This window comes from Bacillus sp. NMCC46 (assembly GCF_002998465.1).
GTDB lineage: Bacteria > Bacillota > Bacilli > Bacillales > Bacillaceae > Bacillus.
Genome location: NZ_PVQZ01000002.1, coordinates 619,435 through 641,991 on the forward strand (window position 1 = coordinate 619,435; position 22,557 = coordinate 641,991).

Sequence of the window (22,557 nt, forward strand, 5' to 3'; positions counted from 1 at the left end):
AAAGCTCCTTTATGGGGCTTTTTTTCATGTCTTTTCATTCACGGTCATGGTTATGGTATGATGTCACAAGTATGAATGTACGAAAAGGAGAACACGATGACATTACAACAATTTGATCAATATCCATTAAGCAATGAATTAAAACAAGCGCTAAAAGCACTTCACTTCCATACACCTACACCTGTTCAGCACGAGACATTATCCGTTGCTTTTTCAAAGCAGGATCTGATCGTCAAATCTCAAACTGGCAGCGGCAAGACCGCAGCCTATGGTTTGCCGATTTGTGAAATGGTCGATTGGGCTGAAAATAAACCTCAAGCCCTCATCCTCGTTCCAACACGAGAACTCGCCATGCAGGTCAAACAGGATCTCACAAGCCTTGGACGATTGAAACGAATCAAAGCCGCAGCCATTTATGGAAAAGCCCCTTTTCAAGCCCAAAAAGTAGAGCTTGCACAAAAAAACCATATTGTGTGCGGAACACCAGGACGAGTCTTGGATCACCTTGAGAAAGGTACTCTTTCATTAGAAAACCTCAAATTTTTCGTGTTAGATGAAGCGGATGAAATGCTGAACATGGGATTTATTGATCAAGTCTCTTCTATTATTCAGTATCTGCCGCCAAAGCGCATGTCAATGCTGTTTTCAGCGACCATGTCTGATGAGATGAAGAAATTGAGCGATCAGTTTTTACAATCACCAAAAGTGATTGAAATCGCACGTGCGGAAACGTCTGTACAACAAATCACCCACACCGTGATTGAAACGGAAGAAGAAGCAAAATTCTCCCTTCTTCAGCGTACGATCGTCATTGAAAATCCAGATAGCTGCATTATTTTCTGTAATACACAGGACCGAGTGAATGAACTCACAATGAAGCTGGACGAATGGGATGTGCCTTGTGACAAAATTCATGGAGGCATGAGACAGGAAGACCGCTTCGCTGTCATGGATGAATTCAAAAACGGTGAGTTCCGTTATTTGATCGCAACCGATATAGCAGCCCGGGGCATTGATGTCAGTGATATGACACATGTGATTCATTACGATCTGCCCTATGAAAAAGAGCGCTATATTCACCGAACAGGAAGAACTGGCAGAGCGGGGAAAAGCGGGAAAACCATTGCGTTTATGACCAAAAACGCAAAGCCTCTGATTGATGAATTAAAGCAGGAAGCAGGTATTGATTTCCAGACGCAGCCTTATCCAACAAAGGAAGACGCAGAGCAGCATGTAGAAAGCTTTGAAGAAAAGATTGAAACACCGATTCAAAAGGAAAATAAACAGGCAGGCGTTGAGAAGGATATTATGAAGCTTTATTTTAACGGCGGGAAGAAAAAGAAACTGCGGGCTGTTGATTTCGTTGGGACCATTGCCAAAATAGAAGGCGTTGCCTTCGATGACATTGGGATTATTACCATTCAAGACACGAAAACATATGTCGATATTTTAAACGGCAAAGGCCCTCTTGTGCTGAATGCCATGCGCCATACAACCATTAAAGGTAAGCAGTTAAAAGTTCATGAAGCACGTTCATAAAAAGTGAAGGCTAAGCGCCTTTACTTTTTTATTTAAAATAAAATAAGCTTACAAACCCTGATACCGTCAGCCTTTCCGGCGTCCAACATGACAAATGTCATATCGAATACATGATGGGTGCTACTATGAGCATGACACCTTTCCTTCTATACTTTGAAGTAGAAAGAAACGGAAAGGACTTGAACGTTCATGACGACTTCAACAAACACACAGCAGCAAGCCACTTTAAGAAAACAAGTTGGCCAATTCTCTGGTGCTAATTCTAAAAAAAGTATCATGCAGCTCTTTAATACATTTATTCCATTTTTGGGGCTTTGGTTTCTTGCCTATTATAGCCTGAACATCTCCTACCTTTTAACCCTCTTCTTTGCGGTTATTGCAGCTGGTTTTTTAGTACGTGTCTTTATTATTTTTCACGACTGCTGCCACCAATCCTTTTTCAAACAGAAGCAGATGAATCACTTGTTCGGTTTCTTAACAGGTGTACTCACCCTTTTCCCTTATCTTCAATGGCAAAGAGATCATTCGATTCACCATGCCACAAGCAGTAATTTAGACAAACGAGGTACTGGTGATATTTGGCTCCTGACAGTCAAAGAATATCAAGAAGCATCAGTATGGACGAAATTTCGCTACAGATTTTATCGTAATCCTTTTGTGATGTTTATTTTGGGACCGATCTTTGTTTTCCTGTTTAAAAACCGTTTCAACGTCAAAAATGCTCGTAAAAAAGAGCGCTGGAATACGTATTTCACAAACATATCAATTGTTTTATTGGCAGGAGCGACCTATCTCCTTTTTGGCTGGCAAGGTTTGTTACTTGTCCAAGGTCCAATCTTCCTGATTTCTGGATCAATCGGTGTATGGCTGTTTTATGTGCAGCATACGTTTGAGGATTCTTACTTTGAAGCAGATGAACATTGGAATTATGTGCAGGCAGCAGTAGAAGGCAGTTCTTTTTACAAATTGCCAAAACTCCTTCAGTGGTTAACAGGCAATATCGGTTATCACCATGTCCATCATTTAAGCCCGAGGGTACCGAATTATCATTTGGAGCATGCACATGAGCATAGTGAGCCGCTTCAAAATGTTCCAACCATCACTTTAAAAACAAGTATCGAGTCAATGAAATTTAGACTTTGGGATGAAGAAACCAAAGCATTTGTTACCTTTAAAGAAGCACGTCAGACTAGAAGCACACCTGTCATCAAAGGAGACATTCTCAAGAAGAATGCGTAAACGACGCAAGCTCTTTCTTACAATAGAAGGAGCTTGTTGGTATTTGCAGGATGCGATAACGTGTTCAATTTGATAAAGTAGTGAAAAAGAATGAAAAAATGGAAAAGGTGATTCACGGATGAAAAAACAACTTAAAATTCAAAAATTGCATGGGATTTCTCCCTATATATGGGCCATTTTTTTCATCCTTCCCTTTTATTTTATCATTAAGGCTCCTTCGACTTTAGGCATTGTGATAGGCATTATTTTGAACGTTGTCTTTTTCGCTGTCTATCGTTTTGCCTTTATCGCAAAAGGCTGGTCTTTATATGTATTAGGCCTTCTCTTGATTGCGATTTCTACTGGCTATGTCATGCTCTACAGCTACATTTATTTCGCTTTTTGCATTGCCTATTTCAATGGGCATATTAAAAGAAAAGTACCTTTCTATATCTTATACTATATTCATGTCGGAAGCGCCGCCATTGCGGTGAATTTCAGTCTGATCTTAAAAAAGGGCTGGTTTCTCACGCAAATTCCCTTGGTTCTCATTACACTCATTAGTGCCATTCTCCTCCCCCTTAGCATTCGAAGCAGGAAGGAACGTGAACGGCTCGAAGAGAAATTAGAAGATGCCAATGAACGTATCGCTGACCTTGTAAAAATTGAAGAAAGGCAGCGAATTGCACGTGATCTGCATGATACCCTTGGACAAAAGCTTTCCCTCATCGGTTTAAAGAGTGATCTTGCCCGAAAACTGGTTTATAAAGACCCAGAGCAGGCACGTGCCGAACTGAAAAGTGTCCAGCAAACAGCCAGAACGTCTCTCAATGAAGTTCGGAAAATTGTTTCCTCCATGAAAGGTATTCGGATCAAGGATGAAATGGTGAACATAGAGCAAATTCTCGAAGCGGCCGGGATAGAATTGATCTATGATGAAAAGGAAGCACCGAAACACATCTCTCTTCTCAACGAAAACATTGTGAGCATGTGTATAAAAGAAGCGGTCACCAATATCGTCAAACATAGTGATGCCACAGTCTGTAAAATAACCATTCATCAAAAGTCAAAAGAAGCGGTCATCACGGTTGAAGATGATGGGACATTTAAAGGAGATCATCCCTCCTCTCAAACGAAGGGACATGGCCTTTTAGGGATTAGAGAACGATTGGAATTTGCAAATGGACGCCTTCACCTTGAGACAAAAGATGGGACGAAGCTGATCATGAGCATTCCAAATGATTCAGCAGCAAAAGAAAAGGAGGGAATGAAATGATCAATATCTTTATCGCAGAGGATCAGCAAATGCTGCTTGGTGCGCTCGGTTCACTTCTTGATTTAGAAGACGATATGAAGGTAGTTGGGAAAGGAACGAATGGCCAGGATGCCATCGATTTTGCCCAAAAGCACCCTGTTGATATTTGCTTAATGGATATTGAAATGCCAGGGAAATCCGGACTTGATGCAGCAGAAGAGCTCAAAGGGACAGATGTGAAAATCATCATTTTAACGACCTTTGCCCGCTCTGGTTATTTCCAAAGAGCGCTCAAAGCTGGCGTCAGCGGCTATATGCTTAAAGACAGCCCAAGCGAAGATCTGGCAAGTGCCATTCGGAGCGTGATGAAAGGGAAAAAGGTGTACGCCCCTGAATTAATGGAAGACTTATATAGTGACGAAAATCCTTTAACAGAACGAGAGAAATCGGTCCTAGAACTCGTCGCAGACGGCAAAAACACAAAAGAAATTGCTAAGGAACTCAGCATTAAAAGCGGCACTGTCCGGAACTACATTTCCATTATTTTAGATAAGCTAGAAGTGAAAAACCGCATTGAAGCCATTACACGCTCAAAAGAAAAAGGCTGGTTTAAATAAGAAAAAAGATCAGGACACATGTGCCTTGATCTTTTTTTCTACCAAAAATCCCCCTCTATTTTTATCACCAACTATCAAAATGCAATTGACAACAGACCGCACTCCTATGATATGATATCCGAGTGATAATAATTATCATTATCACTCGTACAATCAAATACCCGGCTTATGTGCCGATTTCAAAGGAGTCTACATTCATGAAGAAAATATTGTTCCCTCTGATGCTCATCTTTGTACTTGCGTTGAGCGCATGTGGCAATAGCAGCAGCTCTTCCTCAAATAAAGGAAATCAATCAACATCATCAGACAAGATTACATATCAATCTGAAAATGGCCCTGTGAAACTGCCAGCGCATCCAAAACGTGTCGTTGTACTCGGTTCTTACACGGGTAATGTCATGTCACTAGGTGTGAACCTAGTCGGCGTCGACTCTTGGTCAAAAAAGAACCCTCGCTTCCAAAAGGAATTGAAAGATGTGGAAGAAGTGTCGGATGCCAATGTCGAAAAAATCATGAAGCTAAAGCCCGATGTCATCATTGGCTTAAGCAATACAAAAAATGTAGAAAAACTAAAAAAAATCGCGCCAACAGTCTTGTTTACGTATAACAAAGTCGATTACCTTCAGCAGCATATTGAAATTGGAAAAGTATTAAACAAAGAAAAAGAAGCCAAAGCATGGGTAAAAGATTTTAAAGAACGCGCAGCTGAAGCTGGGAAAGAAATCAAAGCGAAAATCGGTGAGGATGCGACGGTTTCTGTGTTTGAAAGCGGCACAAAAGATCTTTACGTGTTTGGAGATGCATGGGGCCGCGGCACAGAAATCCTCTACCAAGAAATGAAACTAAAAATGCCTGAAAAAGTGAAAGAAAAAGCATTAAAAGCTGGCTACTATGCGGTTTCACAAGAAGTGATTCCTGAATTTGCTGGAGACTATATGATCATAAGTAAAAACAGCGAAATGGACAATTCCTATCAAAACAGTGAAATCTACAAGTCCATCCCTGCTGTGAAAAAACATCGTGTGTATGAGGCAAATGCAGAAGAATTCTATTTTAATGATCCGCTCACGCTCGACTATCAACTATCATTCTTTAAAAAGCACTTTTTAGGTAAATAAACTGAAGCAAGGGAACCCTTCCCTTGCTTTTTTCTTGTCTGCTTCTAGCGGCAGCGCTTTTTTTCCGCTACAATTACATACAAGCGAATACAAAAAGTGTGGTGCTGGTTTTGTTTAAAATTTTACTGATTGAGGACGATACAACCCTCTTCCAAGAAATCAAAGAACGTCTAGTTAACTGGTCCTATGATGTTTATGGGATTCACGATTTTCAACAGGTCATGCAGGAATTCACTTCTGTTCAGCCTGATCTCGTCATTATTGATATACAGCTCCCAAAATACGATGGCTTTCATTGGTGCCGGATGATTCGGCATCATTCAAATGTACCTATTATCTTCCTCTCCTCTCGTGACCACCCTGCTGATATGGTCATGTCGATGCAGCTCGGTGCCGATGATTTTGTACAAAAGCCCTTTCACTTTGACGTGCTCATTGCCAAAGTCAGTGCCGTTCTTCGCAGAGTGCATGATTATAATGCAGAACCTGCCAGCCTAAAGGTATGGTGTGGCGCTACGATTGATCTAGAAAAAAACACCGTCACAAATGACCATGGTGAAGTGGAATTAACGAAAAATGAACTATTTATTCTTAAGGAATTGATTCAGCATAAAAATCATATTGTCAGCCGTGAATCACTCATTCAAGCATTGTGGGAGGATGAACGGTTTGTCAGTGACAACACACTGACCGTAAACGTCAATCGCCTAAGAAAAAAACTAGATGAGATCTCCCTTGGCACCTACATTGAGACAAAAGTGGGTCAAGGCTATCTTGCAAAGGAAAAGGATGATCACTGATGCTGCAAGCATTTTTAAAAGAACGAAGAAGCTGGATCCTGTTCTTTCTTAGTTTGCAGCTCCTCATTCTGTTTGTTGCTTATTTGGATACGACCATTCCAATGGCGTCTCTTTTTTATATTGTGTTATTATCTACGTTTTTCATGATCGTCTTTCTCTTTTTCCGATATCGTAAAGAAACGGCGTATTATGAGCGGCTGAAAGAATGGGATGATCATATTGATCATCAAATGCGGCTCACTCCATCTTCCCCATTTGAACAGCTTGTACATGATGCGACGTCAGAGCAAATTGCCCGCTATCGGCAAATGGCAGCAGAACAGCAAATCGCCCTTGAAGAAGAGAAGGATGAATTGCTCTCATGGATACATGAAGTGAAAACACCTCTCACAGCGATGCACTTAATGATTGACCGCTTAACAGAGCAGCCGCTGAAATCGAATATGACGTATGAATGGCTCAGAATTCATTTATTACTCGATGCCCAGCTGCACCAAAGCAGAATACGTCATATCGAAAATGATTTATTTATTGAACAGCTTGACCTGCAAAGCATCTTAGCGAAGGAAATCAAAGCGCTCCAATCATGGTGCATGCAAAAAGGAATCGGCTTTGAACTCACGCTAGAAGAACGTCACGTATTAAGTGATACAAAATGGTTATCCTTTATGATCAGACAGGTGCTCACAAATGCAGTTAAGTACAGTCATTCGTCCGATATTGCCATTGAAAGCAAGCGAATGAATGACCAAGTGATGCTGACGATCTCAGATCAAGGCAGAGGGATAGACCCAAGAGACCTGCCGCGTATTTTTGAAAAGGGTTTTACCTCAACAAGACATCACAATGACACCGCCTCAACAGGAATGGGGCTTTATTTAACGAAAAAAGGAGCAGACGCTCTTCATATCAAGATCGAGGTCAACTCCACGATAGATCAAGGCACAACCTTCACCTTTATTTTTCCGAAAAAGAATGATTTTGTGCATATTGCGAGCATGTGACAACAATGTCACATGCTCGTCTGTTTTGTTCGCCAAATCGAAGGAAATCCGGCGGGCTTCTTTTTATACTAGAGGTATCAATTAAATAGAAAAAGGGGATCGACAAATGAACATTTTAGAAGCTCGCAAAATATATAAAAGCTACGGAAATAAATTCAACAAACAAGAGGTGCTGAGCGGCATTGATTTGACCATTGAAGCCGGAGAATTTGTCAGCATTATGGGGCCATCAGGCTCGGGGAAAACAACCCTTCTAAACGTATTGTCCTCTATCGATCATGTATCCAGCGGATCGATTCGTATCGCAGATGCTGAGATGACACAGATGAAGGATCAGCAGCTCGCAGAATTCAGAAAAAAGCAGCTTGGCTTTGTTTTTCAGGATTATAACTTACTTGATACACTCACGGTCAAAGAGAACATCCTCTTGCCATTATCCATCTCCAAAACGCCGAAAAAAGAAGCTTTTGAACGTTTTCAACAGCTCGCGGAGGACATGGGCATCTATGAACTAAGAGACAAATATCCGAATGAACTCTCTGGTGGGCAAAAGCAGCGGACATCAGCGGTTCGCGCCTTCATTCATGAGCCGAGTCTTATTTTCGCGGATGAACCTACCGGAGCGCTTGATTCCAAATCTGCATCTGATCTACTCAATAAGCTGCAAGATTTCAATCGCAAACGAAAAGCGACCATAGTCATGGTGACACATGATCCTGTCGCAGCCAGCTATTCAAGACGTGTCATTTTTATCAAGGACGGACAGATCTATACTCAGTTGAATAAAGGTGCTTTAGAGAGAAAGATGTTTTTCGAGGATATTATGAAAACGCAAGGTGTCTTAGGCGGTGTGAAGCATGAACATTAATCAGCTCGTCTTCCGTAACCTGAAGAAAAATTTGAAGAATTACTATTTATATGTGTTTGCTCTCGTGTTTAGTGTGGCGCTCTACTTTTCTTTTGTCACCTTGCAGTACTCACCAGCACTTGATGATGTAAAAGGGTCCATTAAAGGCGGTGCGTCGATTAAAGCCGCTTCGGTACTGCTCATTGCCATTGTTGGGATCTTCCTGTTATATGCGAACAGCATTTTTATTAAACGCCGAGGGAAAGAAATAGGTCTCCTGCAGCTCATTGGCATGACGAAACAAAAAATTGCCAAACTGCTCAATGCAGAAAATTTCATCCTATATGTGTTCTCAATGGCTGTTGGTATCATAGCTGGATTTATCGGTTCAAAGCTCATGCTGATGGTGCTATTTAAAGTAACAGGCGTTAATGCCATCGCCCATCTGCATTTTTCAGGCATGGCCCTTCTGCAAACGCTCATTGTCTTTTTCATCATCTATGGATTAATTATGCTAAGAAATAGACGGTTTATTAGTAAACAGACAATTTTATCTTTGTTTAGAACCACGTCTTCTACAGAGCAGCGTGTGAAAAAGATCTCTGTGTTTGAAATCATCGTTGGGGTTTTCGGTATTGTCTTGATCAGCTCAGGCTATTATATTTCTTCTCAGCTTTTTAGCGGCTCATATACGTCCATGCTTGAGTTATTTTCAGCCATGATTTATATTCTAGCCTCTGTCATTATCGGTACCTTTCTCTTTTATAAAGGCTCTGTTTCTTTCATTGCCAATATTGTACGTAAAAGAAAAAATGGCTATCTCGCCATTCATGAAGTCCTGTCTTTGTCATCTATTATGTTTCGATTAAAATCAAATGCACTGCTTTTAACGATTATTACAACCGTATCTGCACTTGCCATCGGGTTGTTATCTTTAAGCTACATTTCCTATTACTCAGCAGAAAAAACGGCTGAACAACAGATTCCCTCACATTTTGTCATGGGCTCAGAGAAAGAAGCCGATACCTTCACTCGTGCACTTTCTGACAAACATATTGCGTATGAAAAAAAGCAGTTCAAGGTCATTCAAGCGGATTTTGATGCACATAAGATCATGGATTCGGAATTAGAAAGTTTGAATAAGAATCCAAGAGTCTTGACACTGCCTGTGATCAGTGAGAAAAATGCACCTAATATTCATGTAGAAAACAACGAAGTCATCTTAAGCGGCTACAGTGATTTATTGAAGAAATTCATGCCGATTCAAAGCTCAGGTGATGTAAAACTTCTCATCAAGAAGCCGCTTGATTTAAAAGTCATTGATATGAAGAAAGATTACATCATCTCTTACAAATTCACTTTTGGCGGTCTGCCTGTTGCCGTCGTCAGTCAAAATGTCTTTGAGAAGCTTGACCAGCAGAAAGATCCTAAACTGCAGCTTGAGAATAATCAATATAACGCGGTCAATATAAAAGATGATAAAAACCTTGAACAAGCCAATGATGTGTTTACATCTTTAAAACTAGGTGACGACAGCATGTCTCAATTAGCTTCAGCTCAGCAGCAAAAGCAAACAATGGGACTGATGATGTTTGTGGTTGGATTTTTAGGTCTAAGCTTCCTTGTGACATCAGGCTGTATTTTATACTTCAAACAGATGAATGAAAGTGAAGAAGAACAAAGCTCGTACACGATCTTACGTAAGCTTGGCTTTACAGAGAAAGATCTATTAAAAGGCATTCGACTCAAACAGCTATTTAACTTTGGGATTCCGCTCATCATCGGATTGCTGCACAGCTACTTTGCAGTTCAGTCTGGCTGGTTTTTATTCGGCGGTGAACTGTGGACACCAATGCTCATCGTCATGTCGATTTATACGGTTTTATATTCTGTCTTCGGATTCCTATCTGTCCAGTATTACAAAAAGGTCATTAAAGAATCCTTGTAATGAATTCCCCATAGGCCGCTGCCTATGGGGATATGTTTGTTTATGATGGAGTTGATTCAAACTTGTGCGATAGAATATGATCTCTTGCCGCATAAGCTTTGCGTTTGACCTCTTCTAGGTTCACACCAACAAGCTTTCCGCTTCGTTTCACTGCTTTTCCAGCCACATAGACAGAATCAACATTTGAAGGATGTGCCGTTTGGACAACCGCTCCAGCCGGATCTGTCATCGGCAGAAGATTCATGCTTGTCCAGTCGATCAGGATGAAATCAGCTTCTTTTCCAGGTGTGAGTGAGCCAATTTTATGATCAAGCTGTAATGCACGAGCCCCATTGATCGTTGCAGCTTCAAGCATTTGATGAGCAGAAATCCCAAGTTCAGGTCCTGGCATGATTCCCTCCATCAGCAATGATTGATTTTGAAGCGCGCGCTCTGCCTGAAGTCCGAATTTCATTTGAGCAAACAAATCTCCGCCTGTCGCTGTTACCACATCTACACCGAGCGTTGGAAGAACACCTTGTTCAATCGCAAGTCCTGTTACAGGATAACCGTGACCCATCATCATCTCAATTTCAGGTGTAATAGATATGGAGCTTCCGCTGTCTGCCAGCATCTTCATTTGATCCGCATCGATTGCATTGATATGCACCATGTTGAGGTCAGGTCCGAGTAACCCTGCTTTGTGAAGCCGCTCAATCGAACGATCCTCCGCTCCCCAATTCCCAAAGCCAATGTGCATACTGCATAAAGCATCTAGAGACCGGGCTGTTTCAATTTCAAATACTGAAGTCTCCCATGAGGAAAACTCTGGTCCACGAATCGCAAGCCCCATCGTCAAGAGCTGATCTGATGATTGAAAATGCGCTTTTTTCACGCGTGCTGCGTCCTCCATATTGGTGAGCGTGCTCTCCCTATCCCAATACTCAGCATCTCCAGAAGAGCCAAAAGCAAAAACAGCTCGAATGCCCGCATCTTTTAATCCTCCGATCAGCTCTTCTGTATGATCCATTGAATTGATCATCGTCCAGTCTAAAAATGTGGTCACTCCTGCATCTAACGCCTCTAATGCCCCTAAATAATTTGCGATTCGATCATCGGATGGGCGTCTCATCGCACCATAGTTACCATAATAGATTTTGCTCAAATATGTCTGCAAAGACCAATCTGTGCCTATGCCTCTGATGACAGACTGCCACACATGACGATGTGTATCCACAAGCCCTGGCATGATCACCATATCGGACGCATCGACAATGTCAGCATCATTTGCTTCAATTAAAGGTCCGACCTCTAAAATGTGTGTCCCTTCAATTAATAAATCTCCCTTTTCTAAAAAACCTAAAGTTGGATCAAGTGTTAAAATCGCTGCATCTTTAAACAATGTTTTCTTCATCCATATCCCCCTTTTCAAATGACGAGGAAGAGTTCCCCCACCCTCACTGTCATTTTAAAACATAAAAGGATCCAATTAGAAGAAAAGTGACTTCACCAACTGTTTTATGAGCTGATTTTTTTGAAATAGTTGTAGATACGTTTTAATTTGGCCTCATGTTTCCCTTTTGGGCTTTCCATCATGCCGAACTCAAAAAACTTCACAGGTTTGATTCCGACATATTGTAAGAGGGCTCTTTTCATTAACATCTTGTGTGCATTTTGCAAAAAGAATAAAGGGTAGTTGGTTGGCCCTTGCATTGTCGATACACAAACAGCACTTTTTCCTTTTAACAGTCCTTCTGGAAGCAGCCCGCCTGTTTGACGGTAAGCAAAATTCGCAGCAAACATGCGGTCAATAAAGCCAAGCAGCATGGCTGGCGGCCGCCCCCACCAAATGGGATAAACGAACACGATTTTATCTGCCCATTTGATCTTTTCCTGATACACCCGAATGTCAGGGTCCTTATGCATATCACGCCTTTTTTTCTCTTCATTAAAAATCAGCACAGGATCAAATTCTTCTTTGTATAAATCGATGATTTCCACTTCATGAACAAGTGAATTTTCTTCACTGCCTTTCATTATTTCTTTTAAAAAAGCACCATTTAAACTATTGTGATGAGGGTGAGTATAAATAATGAGTAGATTCATGTGTTGCCTCCTTTTGTTATCATTTGATAACTAAATGATATACCCCTCTTAATTAGTTGTCAAATGATAATTGTTTTTTGATAATAATTTTGGTATGTTACATAGGAGGTGATAAACATGAAGCATCCCCATTTCTTCAAGGAATTCGTAGCATTTGCTTCTACTTTTTCAGAGCTGAAGCACGCCCTGATGAGCAAAGTCAAACCAGTTGACCTAACGACCTTACAATACTTAATTCTAGAGCAGCTAGCTGTCAGCGAACCGCTTACGCCTAGTGAAATTGCCGACTGTCAGCACATGTCTCTTCCAAATGTCAGCAGAGAACTAAAAAAACTGCACGAGAAACAATTCATTGCTAGAGAAGAAGACCGTGATGACAAACGAAAACATGTCATTAAGCTGTCTGACAAAGGCCGTGCTTGTATGAACGAAGTCTTCCAGCATATCGAAGGGATGCTATTAGACAGCCTATCTTCCACAGATACAGAACAAATGGATGACATCGTACAAGCTCTCCGCCTATTAAATCAAACGATTTTCAAAAAAGGACCTAAAAAAGCATGAGCGTATCGCTCATGCAAAGGATTTTTTATTTTATTAATCAAGAGATGCTAAAAAATACGTAATGAGACCGACAATGGGAATGATCGGGATCATGAATTTCAATGTGGTACTGGTATTCTTATATAAATTCCATAGCAACACTGGTATACCAAATGTCAACGTATCAAAAACAGCAAGAACTATTCCCTTGCGCTGTTCTTTATGAGCCATTCTAAAAACCCCCCATTTACCAAACTTTTTTCACACAATAACCGGCTAATCCTGCAGATATTCCTCCATTAATCACTGCGCATGCTATACAGCTAGCAGGTCCCGTTAAACAAATATAATAACACGCTCCTAAAACCATTGAACGTAGCGGAAGAGATTCATTCGGGCCGCTTTGCTTTTTTAAGCAGTTCCAAAACTTGTTCCAACTAAAACTCGTTTGAATTTCTGAATCATCTGCCTGGAAAATTTTTTTATTTAATTCCATCATATCTTGCTTTGCACCATTTTCACCATAGGTAAAAGATCCTTTTAAAAACTCCCCTTTTTGGTTGATATGGAACTTATTTTTCAATTTTCCATTTTGGAAGAAATATGAGTGCAAATTTCCTTTCTCATCGTATTCTGCAAGTTGAATATAGTAAGCTTTTATTTGGCTCAATGAAACTGAAATGAAGGAAACATTGTCTAACAGCTGATTATCTGACTTCTTCTTTTTAAGATAAAAGTAAACAACATCCGTTTCAGCAGCGTTCAGATGAACCGCTGCACTTTCTCCATTTAATAGATAACCTTTCTTTTGGGCTAATTCTTTTGCCTTTAAAAATTGAGAGCTTTTTTTTGCCTTTTTTATGAGTTTTTCTTCTGTTTTAACATTTTGTATCTTTTTAAAAGGCTCCTCCTCCTTTATGGTAATAGCTTTTCCTACAGGAAATTGTCCGAATAAAAGTGCTATAAACAATAGCACACAAAACATTTTTCTTAACTTCATCATATATCCTCCTTTAGCAAATTTCATAAAAATTATAACCTCTAAAGGAAAATAATGTAATAAACATTTTTGCCAATAAAACCCACTAGTGGTAATGTATCATATATCCTATTTCTTATCATTTCCTATAGGCAATTGAATGTGATCTTCCTCTTGCGATGATAGTGACACTGGCTGAGGAGCCTTTCCAATACACAAAAAAAGCGCCGGACCTTACCTTCCAAGCGCTTCTTTGCTTTATCCTCTATGTATTTTATACAATCAATTGATACGCAATGTATAACGCGACAAGCCAGATCATGACCGCTGAAGCTTTATTGATACGGTTCATCCACTCGCCGTTTGTATCTAACTTCCCTAGCATCTTCCCTAAAAAAGCGAGCCCAATAAACCATAACCAGGACACGATGATACAGGCGAGTGTAAATGCCAGTTTTTCTGCCCCGCTATATTGAAGCGAATTTGTTCCAATCACACCAATTGTATCAAGAATGGCGTGGGGATTTAAAAGTGAAACTGAACAGGCAAAGAGAATTTGTTTTCTCGCAGGCATAAATTCCTGCTTCTCTTTAGCATCTGTTGATGAGCTTGTGTTCCACACGGACCATCCCATATAAACTAAAAAACAAAATCCAATGATATAAAGACCGATTTGCAGTACAGGAATGGTGAACACCACAACAGAAACCCCAATGACAGCTAATGCAATTAATAGTGTGTCACAAAGAGCAGCAGTGATAACGACAGGTAAGGCCTGATATAGGATATAATCGCGGCTGAAGCGCTCCTTGCTGAAACACAAATACATTTTGTGCGCCCAATGGTAAAATGAGACCAAAGGCAAGCACAATTCCATGAATGATGGCAATGAACATCTTCTAACATTCTCCTTTTCCAGCAATTCTTACACATTTTATCATAGAACATCATGACCGCTTCCAGCGGATTTGATTTTCCGTAAAAAAAAGCGCTGGATGCTTCCATCCAAACGCTTTTCGTTTATTCATCATGATCCTTTTCGTGCAAGCTCTCTTTCTCTCAGCTCGACACGGCGGATTTTCGCTGACGGTGTTTTTGGCAGTTCGTCAATGAATTCAATTTCTCTTGGGTATTTGTAAGGTGCTGTTGTGTTTTTCACATGTGTCTGCAGCTCTTTGATCAGCTCATCACTTTGTGCTGATCCATCACGCAGGACGACATATGCCTTCACAATTGATCCTCTGATTTCATCTGGACTAGCCACAACCGCACATTCTTTGACTGCTGGGTGTTTAATCAGTGCATCTTCTACTTCAAACGGCCCAATGGTATAGCCTGAGCTGACGATGATATCATCTCTGCGGCTTTCAAACCAGAAGTACCCATCTTCGTCTTTTTTCGCGCGGTCACCGGTAATAAAGTAATTTCCGCGGCGCTGCGCTTTTGTACGCTCTTCATCTTTGTAGTATTCCTTAAATAGCGCCGGCGTTTCGAGATGGACCGCAATGTCACCAACTTCTCCAGGAGCGCATACGCTGCCGTCCTCATCAATGATCTCGACTTCGTTGCCAGGTGTTGGTTTTCCCATACTGCCTGGCTTGATGTCCATTCCTTTTAGCACCCCTACGAGCAGTGTGCTTTCTGTTTGGCCATAGCCATCTCGTACTTCTATATCGAAATGCTTTTTGAATGTATCAATGACTTCACGGTTCAACGGCTCTCCCGCAGAAACGGCACTATGCAGCTTTGGCAGCTCGTACTGACTCAAGTCATCTACTTTCGCCATAAAACGATATTCTGTCGGGGTACAGCATAGGACATTGATTTCATTTTTTTGAAGCAGCTCTAAATACGTATTTGGATTGAATTTCCCTCCGTATACAAAGCCTTCTGCTCCACTTCCTAACACTGATAAGAGAGGGCTCCACACCCATTTTTGCCAGCCTGGTCCTGCTGTCGCCCATACTTTATCTCCCTCATTAATAGAGAGCCATGCTTTGGCAGCTGTGCGTAAATGTGCATACGCCCATCCGTGTGTATGAACAACCCCTTTTGGATGACCTGTCGTACCAGATGTATAGGATAAGAACGCCATGTCTGTACGTGTTGTTGGAGCCATTTGCAGCTCACTTGATTGTTGATCCTTTTGCGCTAGAATATTTGTCCAGCCATAATCGTTTTCACCGATTGAGAATGTTTTAAATTCGTTTGGCTGATTGGTTCCGTCGAACGATTGAATGAATGAAGAGTAAACAATCGCTCCCTTTGCTTCTGCATGTTCAATTCGGTAATCTAAATCTTTTGCACGCAGCATTTCTGAACAAGGAATGACGACCATTCCTGTTTTCAAAATTGCTAAATAAATGCTGTATGCCTCTAGCATGCGCGGCACCATCACAATGATTTTATCGCCTTTTTTAAAGCCTGCATTTAATAATACATGACCAATTTTATTTGCTTCTTCCACTAAAGCTGCATACGTCACATGCGCTTCGTGGCCATTTCCATCCTGCCAGTGCAGGGCCATTTTCTCCTTGTCATGACTGAACGCTTCAATCTCACTGACTAAGTTATATTGTTCTGGTGCAATTAAGTCTTCTCTTTTCATGGTACAGCTCCTTTTAGCCTCTTTCTATGAAACGAAACATGTTTCAATTTACCTATTCTAACACTCATAACTGAAAAATGCTTGAATTAGGACCTACTCCTAGTATTATGCCATAATTTTTTTCATTCGTCTTCTTTTTTAGAAATATTCAAACTATTTTTATGTACAAAAAGAAAAGAGCGGGAATGATCCCGCTCCTAAGCCATAACTTTTTAATTGTGTGTCTTAGAAAGATCCGCCACCCATATGTTGTTGAGCGTAAGATACAAGACGCTTAGTGATTTCTCCACCAACTGATCCGTTAGCGCGAGATGTTGTTTCTGCACCAAGGTTTACACCGAATTCAGAAGCGATTTCGTACTTCATTTGGTCGATTGCTTGTGCAGCGCCTGGTACTAGTAATTGGTTAGAACTGCTTTGTCTGTTTTGTTGAGCCATGTGTTCTCACCTCCTTGTGAATATAGAATGTGTAGAAACACATGACTTCATGCGGTTGATTTTATGGTAATTATTATGAAATTTTTGTTTTAGAATAAATCAGCGAATTCGTCTGCCGCTTTCTTCTCATTTGTGACGATGATCGTTTCCATTTGATCCACTGCCTCGTCGAGCATCGGCTCGAAATCAGCAAAGCTTTCGTAGCGTTCTACTTTCTCAAGCTTTGGTTTTGTTTTAGGAGATGGCGGCGTAAAGATCGTGCAGCAATCCTCGAAAGGCTGAATACTTGTCTCGTAAGTGCCAATTCGTCTCGCTTCATCAATAATGTCATTTTTATCAACAGCAATGAGCGGTCGAATGATTGGTGTATTGGTCACATGGTTAATCGCATACATGCTTTCCAGTGTCTGACTTGCGACTTGTCCAAGGCTTTCACCCGTAATAATCGCAAGAGCATCACGCTTCGCTCTTATTTTATCAGCTATTTTCAGCATCATTCTTCTTGTTGATGTCATCGTATAGTTTTCAGGTACTTGTTTGTGAATCAGCTCTTGAATTTTTGTAAAAGGAACGATGTGAAGCTTCACTTCGCCTCCGTATGCTGCTAAGCATTCTGTAAGATCAATGACCTTTTGCTTGGCACGTTCACTTGTATATGGGGGACTAAAGAAATGTACAGCCTCAATTTGAATCCCGCGTTTCATCGCTTGATAGCCGGCAACTGGGCTGTCAAAGCCGCCTGAAAGCATGAGCATCGCTCTTCCGCTTGAACCAACCGGCAGGCCGCCTGCACCCTTGACATCTTTAAATGTAATATACGTCGCATGTTCTCTTATTTCAATGCGCAAATGTACATCCGGCTGTTTGACATTGACCGTTAAGTTTTCCGTATTCTTCAGCACATGCCCGCCAATTTCGCGGTTCATTTCATTTGAATCAAGTTCAAACTGTTTATAAGAGCGTTTCGTTGAGACCTTAAATGTATTTCCTTGTTCATATACTTCCTGTACCGCTGTGAGTGACGCTTCTTTGATGGCATCGAGATTTGTCTCACATTTCACCGCAAGACTAAAGCTTTGAATGCCAAATACACCTTTAAGCTGTTCTGAAATCGGTTCAGGGTCTTCTCCGTTCAGCATGATCGTGATGCGGTCTCTGTCAGATGCGTACTTTAATGCATCAAAATCTTTTAATACAAATCGGATATGCTGTCTTAGTTTTTCAATAAATTTCTTTCTATTCTTCCCTTTTGTTGAGATCTCACCAAAACGGACTAAAATATGATCATATTTCATGTTGTTATCTCATTCCTTTTAATTTTTTCACACTTTGTGCGATCGTTGTGATGATATGCGGCGCTAGCTCTGGTCCTTGGCCATATGTCAAACTGATTCTCATACTGCTTTTGGCCGCTTCTTCCGGTTTCCCCATCGCTAGCAGAACACGGCTTGGCTCTTTTTTCTTGGCTGAGCAGGCAGAGGTTGTCGAGACATACATGCCTTCTTTTTCAAGCATATGGAGAAGAACCTCGATTTGAATACCTGGCACTGAAAAATTCACAATGTGCGGCGCACTTTGTGTCAGCGGTGTGTTGATGACAATACCTTCTATTTCTCCAAGCTGTTTTTGCAGCTGCGTTTTTAAATTCAGCATTTCATCATGGTGCTTTTCAAGCTGTTCAAATGATTGTTTCATGGCTTTTGCTAAGCTGACAGCACCAGCAGGGTCTTCAGTACCTGACCGTAGTCCTAATTCCTGCTCTCCTCCTGTGATGAAAGGGGCAAGCACAACATCTTTTTTTAAAAAGAGCGCTCCTGTCCCTTTTAAGCCATGAATTTTGTGGCCAGATATCGTCAAAAGATCCACATCCAGCTGTTTATTAAGTGCTACTCTGCACATTCCCTGGACCCCGTCGACATGAAAAAGGGCATTTTCGGCATGCTCACGAATGATGCCAGCAGCTTCTTCAATCGGCTGGATGGCACCCGTTTCGTTATTGACATGCATCATGCTGACCAGTACCGTATCAGGGCGTAGCACTTCTTTTAAATGATTCATATCAGCATGGCCATGCTCATTTACTTGAATATAGGAGATATCAAAACCAAATAAAGCCTTCAGCTGTTCAAACGATTCGATGACAGAGGGGTGTTCAATTGCTGTTGCCACAATATGTTTCCCCCGGTTCATTTTGGCTAGAGCTGCTCCTTTAATGGCAATGTTATTTGCTTCTGTTGCGCCAGAAGTGAAAATAATCTCATATTGTTTCAATCCTGTATAGTGAAGCATTTGTTTTCTCGTTTCACTTAGCAGCCGGCTGGCATCAATTCCGAGCTGATGAAGCGAAGACGGATTACCAAAAAAACGCTCACTCACTTGCTGATATACTTGTAAAACCTCTGGATAAGGCTTGGTTGTTGCACTATTATCAAGATAGATCATATTGTAACTCCTTACAAAAAGCTTAAAAAATAAATGCATTTATATGTTACCATAATGAAGTCAGACAGAGAATTTTCTGAAAATGGCAGTTGACAACTTTTCATTTTCACTATATCATCCATAGTGCAATTGTCACACGACCATCCGAATTGTCAGAATATTTTAATTTGACACACTACACTGATTAAGGAGGAACTATTTTGAAAAATAGTTTAAGTATAAAAGAGACGCTAGCCATTGGTCTAATGCTTTTTGCATTATTCTTTGGCGCAGGAAATATGATTTTCCCACCTGTTCTTGGACAATATGCGGGTGAGAATGTATGGCTTGCCATCGGTGGATTTTTACTCACAGGAGTAGGTCTTCCACTTCTAGGGGTGATTGCAGTCGCCCTTACAGGTACCGGTGCAAAAGGCCTTGCGGATAAAGCGCACCCAAAATTCGGGACCATCTTCACCGTTATTCTGTATTTATCCATCGGACCATTTTTCGCTATTCCGCGAACTGGTACGGTTTCATACGAGATAGGATTAGCTCCATTTCTGTCAGGGGCACAGTCCACTTCATGGGTACCACTATTCATCTTTACCGTTATGTTTTTCACTATTTCATACCTGCTTGCTTTAAATCCTTCAAAGCTGGTTGATCGAATTGGTAAAATTTTGACACCGATCTTATTAACTGTTATTGCCATTATTGTCATTAAAGCCATTGCTACGCCAATGGGAATGATCGGTGCTCCTGATGCAACATATGAAGCAAACCCGCTCTTCACTGGATTTTTAGAAGGCTATAAAACAATGGATGCTCTTGCTTCTATCGTATTTGGGATCGTCGTGGTGACAGCTGTTAAGGAAAGAGGCATCACGGAGCGTAAATCTCTTGCAGCGGCTTGTATTAAAGCAGGACTCGTGGCAGCTGTTGGGCTGGCATTGGTGTACATTTCACTTGCTTATGTGGGTGCTTCAAGCCCCGATGCGACGGGAATGGTTGGAGCAAATGACGGCGGCAAACTGCTTTCACTTTCTGCCAACTTTTTATTCGGTTCTGCTGGAAACATTGTACTTGGCGCAGCCATTTTATTCGCTTGTTTAACGACAAGTGTTGGACTTATTTCATCCTGTGGGGAATATTTTTCAAAGCTCTTCCCTAGCCTTTCTTATCGCACAGTCGTTCTAATTGTTTCTTTATTTAGTACACTGGTTGCAAACCTTGGTTTGGCACAAATTATCTCTCTATCTGTTCCAGTTCTTGTGACAATCTATCCACTGGCAATTGTTATTATTTTATTGTCATTCCTTGATCGCTGGATTAACGGCAGACGAGTCATTTATATCGTATCCCTCATCTTTACTGGTTTCTTTGCCATCATTGATGGATTATTAGCTGCCAAAATGAATCTCGGTGACTTGCCTGACATCTTGGGTTCAATCGTACCGTTTTACAATTTAGGCATTGGCTGGATCGTACCAGCCATTATCGGTGCTGTGGTTGGTTTACTTATTTCGATGTTTACCAGCCCGCCCAAACAGCTCGCCTCATAGACATAAACCGAAACATCCCCTTCTTCATTGGAAGGGGATGTTTTTTATTGTTCTCCATATACTAAAATAGAAAAATTCATGACTTTTGTACGAAAACACATGTTGACATCAGGCGTACATCCTTTATAATTAGTGAATGTTAATGATGAACGGTTACTTAGCAACTAATTAACAGAATATTTCAACATAACAATGGAGGCTTTAAATGCAATGAAAGCAACTTTGTCGACGAAAGATACAGTTATTATCGGTTTTATGTTATTTGCTCTATTCTTCGGCGCCGGAAATATGATTTATCCACCAGAGCTTGGGCAATATGCTGGGCAAAATGTGTGGAAAGCAATGGGCGGATTTTTATTAACAGGTGTCGGTTTACCTCTTCTAGGGATTATTGCGATCGCTTTAACAGGTCGAGATGCGAAAGGATTAGCTGATAAAGCTCACCCAGCTTTTGGAACAGCGTTTACCGTCATTTTATATTTATCTATTGGGCCGCTTTTCGCTATTCCTCGTACAGGAACGGTTTCATATGAAATTGGTGCATTACCCTTTTTAGCAGGTGTACCAGCTTGGCTCTCACTTCTTTTATTCACACTTGTCTTTTTTGGTATTACATATTATCTTGCTCTAAATCCAACGAAGATTGTGGATCGTGTAGGAAAAGTGTTAACACCAATTAAATTTACGATTATTTTTATTATTATTGTCAAAGCCATTTTAACGCCGATGGGCGCCGTTGGCACACCTGATGTATCCTATAGCAGCGGATCATTTTTCAAAGGATTTCTAGAGGGCTATAAAACAATGGATGCTCTTGCTTCTATTGTGTTTGGGGTTGTTGTCATCAACGCCATTAAAGGACGCGGTGTGACAAGTAAAAAGGCACTGACTTCTGCTTGTATCAAAGCGGGTCTGATTGCAGCTTGCGGATTAACATTTGTTTATCTATCTCTTGCTTATTTAGGCGCTTCAAGTACACACGCCATTGGTTTTGTTGGAGATGGCAGTAAAATCTTGGCTCAGTCTTCTCAATTCCTATTTGGCAGTTTAGGAAATATTGTGTTGGGTGCCGCGATTACGGTTGCTTGTTTAACAACAAGTATCGGTCTCGTTACATCATGCGGAGAGTATTTCTCAAATTTATTACCTAAACTTTCTTATAAAATGGTCGTTACACTAGTGACATTATTCAGTTTTATCATTTCAAATTTTGGACTTGCTCATATTATCGCTTTCTCTGTACCAGTTTTAACTGCCATTTACCCGCTAGCGATTGTCATCATTGTGTTATCGCTGGCAGATAAATGGCTTGGTCAAAGAAGACCTGTTTATGTCCTTACTCTGATTTTAACTGGCTGCGTCAGTTTGTTTGACGGCTTAGTAGCAGCGAAACTCCCGATTGGACCAGTGGAGGAACTCTTTCAAACGATATTACCTTTATATGACCTTGGTATTGGCTGGGTTGTTCCTGCTATTTTCGGAGTGGTCATTGGGTTCGTTCTTTCTCTTTTCACTTCTTCTGCTTCCCAAAAGCGGGAGAAACAAGCATCTTAACAGAAAAAAGCTGAAGTC

At 40.9% G+C, this 22,557-nt stretch carries 20 protein-coding genes and 1 pseudogene; 12 read left to right on the plus strand and 9 right to left on the minus strand.

What is annotated here, in order from left to right:
* The first annotated feature begins 96 nt into the window (after positions 1 to 96).
* From C6Y01_RS08820 to C6Y01_RS08860, 9 genes are all read left to right on the plus strand, one after another.
* Positions 97 to 1,539 (plus strand): DEAD/DEAH box helicase, encoded by a 1,443-nt coding sequence (locus C6Y01_RS08820; RefSeq protein ID WP_034661884.1) that lies wholly within the window; start codon positions 97 to 99, stop codon positions 1,537 to 1,539.
* Between the two features lie 189 nt (positions 1,540 to 1,728).
* The gene (gene desA, locus C6Y01_RS08825; RefSeq protein WP_034661887.1) at positions 1,729 to 2,778 is read left to right on the plus strand and encodes a Delta(5) desaturase DesA; all 1,050 of its coding nucleotides are present in this window, start codon (positions 1,729 to 1,731) and stop codon (positions 2,776 to 2,778) included.
* 118 nt (positions 2,779 to 2,896) lie between these two features.
* A complete protein-coding gene (locus C6Y01_RS08830; RefSeq protein WP_060762666.1) occupies positions 2,897 to 4,033 on the plus strand; it encodes a sensor histidine kinase in 1,137 nt (378 codons plus the stop codon).
* Positions 4,030 to 4,629: a response regulator transcription factor gene (locus tag C6Y01_RS08835; protein WP_034661892.1), complete on the plus strand. Its 600-nt coding sequence runs from the start codon at positions 4,030 to 4,032 to the stop codon at positions 4,627 to 4,629. The genes C6Y01_RS08830 and C6Y01_RS08835 overlap by 4 nt, the downstream gene beginning before the upstream one ends.
* Before the next feature lie 197 nt (positions 4,630 to 4,826).
* The gene (locus C6Y01_RS08840; RefSeq protein WP_034661895.1) at positions 4,827 to 5,747 is read left to right on the plus strand and encodes an iron-hydroxamate ABC transporter substrate-binding protein; all 921 of its coding nucleotides are present in this window, start codon (positions 4,827 to 4,829) and stop codon (positions 5,745 to 5,747) included.
* A gap of 110 nt (positions 5,748 to 5,857) precedes the next feature.
* Positions 5,858 to 6,547 carry a response regulator transcription factor gene (locus C6Y01_RS08845; protein WP_148666395.1) on the plus strand — a complete coding sequence of 230 codons (690 nt, stop codon included), beginning with the start codon at positions 5,858 to 5,860 and terminating at the stop codon, positions 6,545 to 6,547.
* Positions 6,547 to 7,551, plus strand: coding sequence for a sensor histidine kinase (locus C6Y01_RS08850; RefSeq protein WP_095285573.1), 1,005 nt, complete (start codon positions 6,547 to 6,549; stop codon positions 7,549 to 7,551). Before C6Y01_RS08845 ends, C6Y01_RS08850 begins: the two co-directional genes overlap by 1 nt.
* 106 nt (positions 7,552 to 7,657) lie before the next feature.
* Complete coding sequence (locus tag C6Y01_RS08855; RefSeq protein WP_012010889.1) at positions 7,658 to 8,419, plus strand: ABC transporter ATP-binding protein; 762 nt, start codon at positions 7,658 to 7,660, stop codon at positions 8,417 to 8,419.
* Entirely contained in the window at positions 8,409 to 10,346 is a 1,938-nt protein-coding gene (locus C6Y01_RS08860; RefSeq protein WP_034661903.1) for an ABC transporter permease, read from the plus strand. Before C6Y01_RS08855 ends, C6Y01_RS08860 begins: the two co-directional genes overlap by 11 nt.
* Positions 10,347 to 10,386: 40 nt before the next feature.
* Here C6Y01_RS08860 and C6Y01_RS08865 read toward each other — a convergent pair whose 3' ends face one another.
* Together C6Y01_RS08865 and C6Y01_RS08870 are read right to left on the minus strand one after the other, a co-directional pair.
* The gene (locus tag C6Y01_RS08865) at positions 10,387 to 11,739 is read right to left on the minus strand and encodes an amidohydrolase family protein (protein ID WP_106038065.1); all 1,353 of its coding nucleotides are present in this window, start codon (positions 11,737 to 11,739) and stop codon (positions 10,387 to 10,389) included.
* A 104-nt stretch (positions 11,740 to 11,843) separates the two neighbouring features.
* Entirely contained in the window at positions 11,844 to 12,431 is a 588-nt protein-coding gene (locus C6Y01_RS08870) for an NAD(P)H-dependent oxidoreductase (RefSeq protein WP_034661908.1), read from the minus strand.
* Between the two features lie 117 nt (positions 12,432 to 12,548).
* Here C6Y01_RS08870 and C6Y01_RS08875 point away from each other — a divergent pair, with 117 nt between their 5' ends.
* Positions 12,549 to 12,995 (plus strand): MarR family winged helix-turn-helix transcriptional regulator, encoded by a 447-nt coding sequence (locus C6Y01_RS08875; RefSeq protein WP_034661910.1) that lies wholly within the window; start codon positions 12,549 to 12,551, stop codon positions 12,993 to 12,995.
* 33 nt (positions 12,996 to 13,028) lie between these two features.
* Here C6Y01_RS08875 and C6Y01_RS18920 read toward each other — a convergent pair whose 3' ends face one another.
* The 7 genes and pseudogenes from C6Y01_RS18920 to C6Y01_RS08905 all read right to left on the minus strand — a co-directional run bounded on the left by C6Y01_RS18920 (position 13,029) and on the right by C6Y01_RS08905 (position 19,441).
* On the minus strand, positions 13,029 to 13,205 hold the full coding sequence (locus C6Y01_RS18920; RefSeq protein WP_162839365.1) for a hypothetical protein: 177 nt from the start codon (positions 13,203 to 13,205) through the stop codon (positions 13,029 to 13,031).
* 16 nt (positions 13,206 to 13,221) lie between these two features.
* Positions 13,222 to 13,974, minus strand: coding sequence for a hypothetical protein (locus C6Y01_RS08880; protein ID WP_095285575.1), 753 nt, complete (start codon positions 13,972 to 13,974; stop codon positions 13,222 to 13,224).
* Between the two features lie 253 nt (positions 13,975 to 14,227).
* Positions 14,228 to 14,849, minus strand: a pseudogene (locus C6Y01_RS08885) (LysE/ArgO family amino acid transporter).
* Between the two features lie 131 nt (positions 14,850 to 14,980).
* A complete protein-coding gene (gene mbcS, locus C6Y01_RS08890) occupies positions 14,981 to 16,561 on the minus strand; it encodes an acyl-CoA synthetase MbcS (protein WP_034661915.1) in 1,581 nt (526 codons plus the stop codon).
* A 225-nt stretch (positions 16,562 to 16,786) separates the two neighbouring features.
* On the minus strand, positions 16,787 to 16,999 hold the full coding sequence (locus C6Y01_RS08895; RefSeq protein WP_024424829.1) for an alpha/beta-type small acid-soluble spore protein: 213 nt from the start codon (positions 16,997 to 16,999) through the stop codon (positions 16,787 to 16,789).
* 89 nt (positions 17,000 to 17,088) lie between these two features.
* A complete protein-coding gene (gene thiI, locus C6Y01_RS08900) occupies positions 17,089 to 18,294 on the minus strand; it encodes a tRNA uracil 4-sulfurtransferase ThiI (RefSeq protein WP_034661917.1) in 1,206 nt (401 codons plus the stop codon).
* Positions 18,295 to 18,298: 4 nt separating this feature from the next.
* A complete protein-coding gene (locus C6Y01_RS08905; RefSeq protein ID WP_106038066.1) occupies positions 18,299 to 19,441 on the minus strand; it encodes a cysteine desulfurase family protein in 1,143 nt (380 codons plus the stop codon).
* Positions 19,442 to 19,641: 200 nt separating this feature from the next.
* Here C6Y01_RS08905 and brnQ (C6Y01_RS08910) point away from each other — a divergent pair, with 200 nt between their 5' ends.
* Both brnQ (C6Y01_RS08910) and brnQ (C6Y01_RS08915) read left to right on the plus strand, forming a co-directional pair.
* Positions 19,642 to 20,985 (plus strand): branched-chain amino acid transport system II carrier protein, encoded by a 1,344-nt coding sequence (gene brnQ, locus C6Y01_RS08910; RefSeq protein WP_034661923.1) that lies wholly within the window; start codon positions 19,642 to 19,644, stop codon positions 20,983 to 20,985.
* A gap of 210 nt (positions 20,986 to 21,195) precedes the next feature.
* A complete protein-coding gene (gene brnQ, locus C6Y01_RS08915; RefSeq protein WP_106038067.1) occupies positions 21,196 to 22,539 on the plus strand; it encodes a branched-chain amino acid transport system II carrier protein in 1,344 nt (447 codons plus the stop codon).
* Positions 22,540 to 22,557: the final 18 nt, after the last annotated feature.

What these genes read in the sequence shown, in the direction of transcription:
- C6Y01_RS08820 (WP_034661884.1), top strand. Translation starts at nt 97, where the DNA reads ATGACATTACAACAATTTGATCAATATCCATTAAGCAATGAATTAAAA.
- desA (WP_034661887.1), top strand. Translation starts at nt 1,729, where the DNA reads ATGACGACTTCAACAAACACACAGCAGCAAGCCACTTTAAGAAAACAA.
- C6Y01_RS08830 (WP_060762666.1), top strand. Translation starts at nt 2,897, where the DNA reads ATGAAAAAACAACTTAAAATTCAAAAATTGCATGGGATTTCTCCCTAT.
- C6Y01_RS08835 (WP_034661892.1), top strand. Translation starts at nt 4,030, where the DNA reads ATGATCAATATCTTTATCGCAGAGGATCAGCAAATGCTGCTTGGTGCG.
- C6Y01_RS08840 (WP_034661895.1), top strand. Translation starts at nt 4,827, where the DNA reads ATGAAGAAAATATTGTTCCCTCTGATGCTCATCTTTGTACTTGCGTTG.
- C6Y01_RS08850 (WP_095285573.1), top strand. Translation starts at nt 6,547, where the DNA reads ATGCTGCAAGCATTTTTAAAAGAACGAAGAAGCTGGATCCTGTTCTTT.
- C6Y01_RS08855 (WP_012010889.1), top strand. Translation starts at nt 7,658, where the DNA reads ATGAACATTTTAGAAGCTCGCAAAATATATAAAAGCTACGGAAATAAA.
- C6Y01_RS08860 (WP_034661903.1), top strand. Translation starts at nt 8,409, where the DNA reads ATGAACATTAATCAGCTCGTCTTCCGTAACCTGAAGAAAAATTTGAAG.
- C6Y01_RS08865 (WP_106038065.1), bottom strand. Translation starts at nt 11,739, where the DNA reads ATGAAGAAAACATTGTTTAAAGATGCAGCGATTTTAACACTTGATCCA.
- C6Y01_RS08870 (WP_034661908.1), bottom strand. Translation starts at nt 12,431, where the DNA reads ATGAATCTACTCATTATTTATACTCACCCTCATCACAATAGTTTAAAT.
- C6Y01_RS08875 (WP_034661910.1), top strand. Translation starts at nt 12,549, where the DNA reads ATGAAGCATCCCCATTTCTTCAAGGAATTCGTAGCATTTGCTTCTACT.
- C6Y01_RS18920 (WP_162839365.1), bottom strand. Translation starts at nt 13,205, where the DNA reads ATGGCTCATAAAGAACAGCGCAAGGGAATAGTTCTTGCTGTTTTTGAT.
- C6Y01_RS08880 (WP_095285575.1), bottom strand. Translation starts at nt 13,974, where the DNA reads ATGAAGTTAAGAAAAATGTTTTGTGTGCTATTGTTTATAGCACTTTTA.
- mbcS (WP_034661915.1), bottom strand. Translation starts at nt 16,561, where the DNA reads ATGAAAAGAGAAGACTTAATTGCACCAGAACAATATAACTTAGTCAGT.
- C6Y01_RS08895 (WP_024424829.1), bottom strand. Translation starts at nt 16,999, where the DNA reads ATGGCTCAACAAAACAGACAAAGCAGTTCTAACCAATTACTAGTACCA.
- thiI (WP_034661917.1), bottom strand. Translation starts at nt 18,294, where the DNA reads ATGAAATATGATCATATTTTAGTCCGTTTTGGTGAGATCTCAACAAAA.
- C6Y01_RS08905 (WP_106038066.1), bottom strand. Translation starts at nt 19,441, where the DNA reads ATGATCTATCTTGATAATAGTGCAACAACCAAGCCTTATCCAGAGGTT.
- brnQ (WP_106038067.1), top strand. Translation starts at nt 21,196, where the DNA reads ATGAAAGCAACTTTGTCGACGAAAGATACAGTTATTATCGGTTTTATG.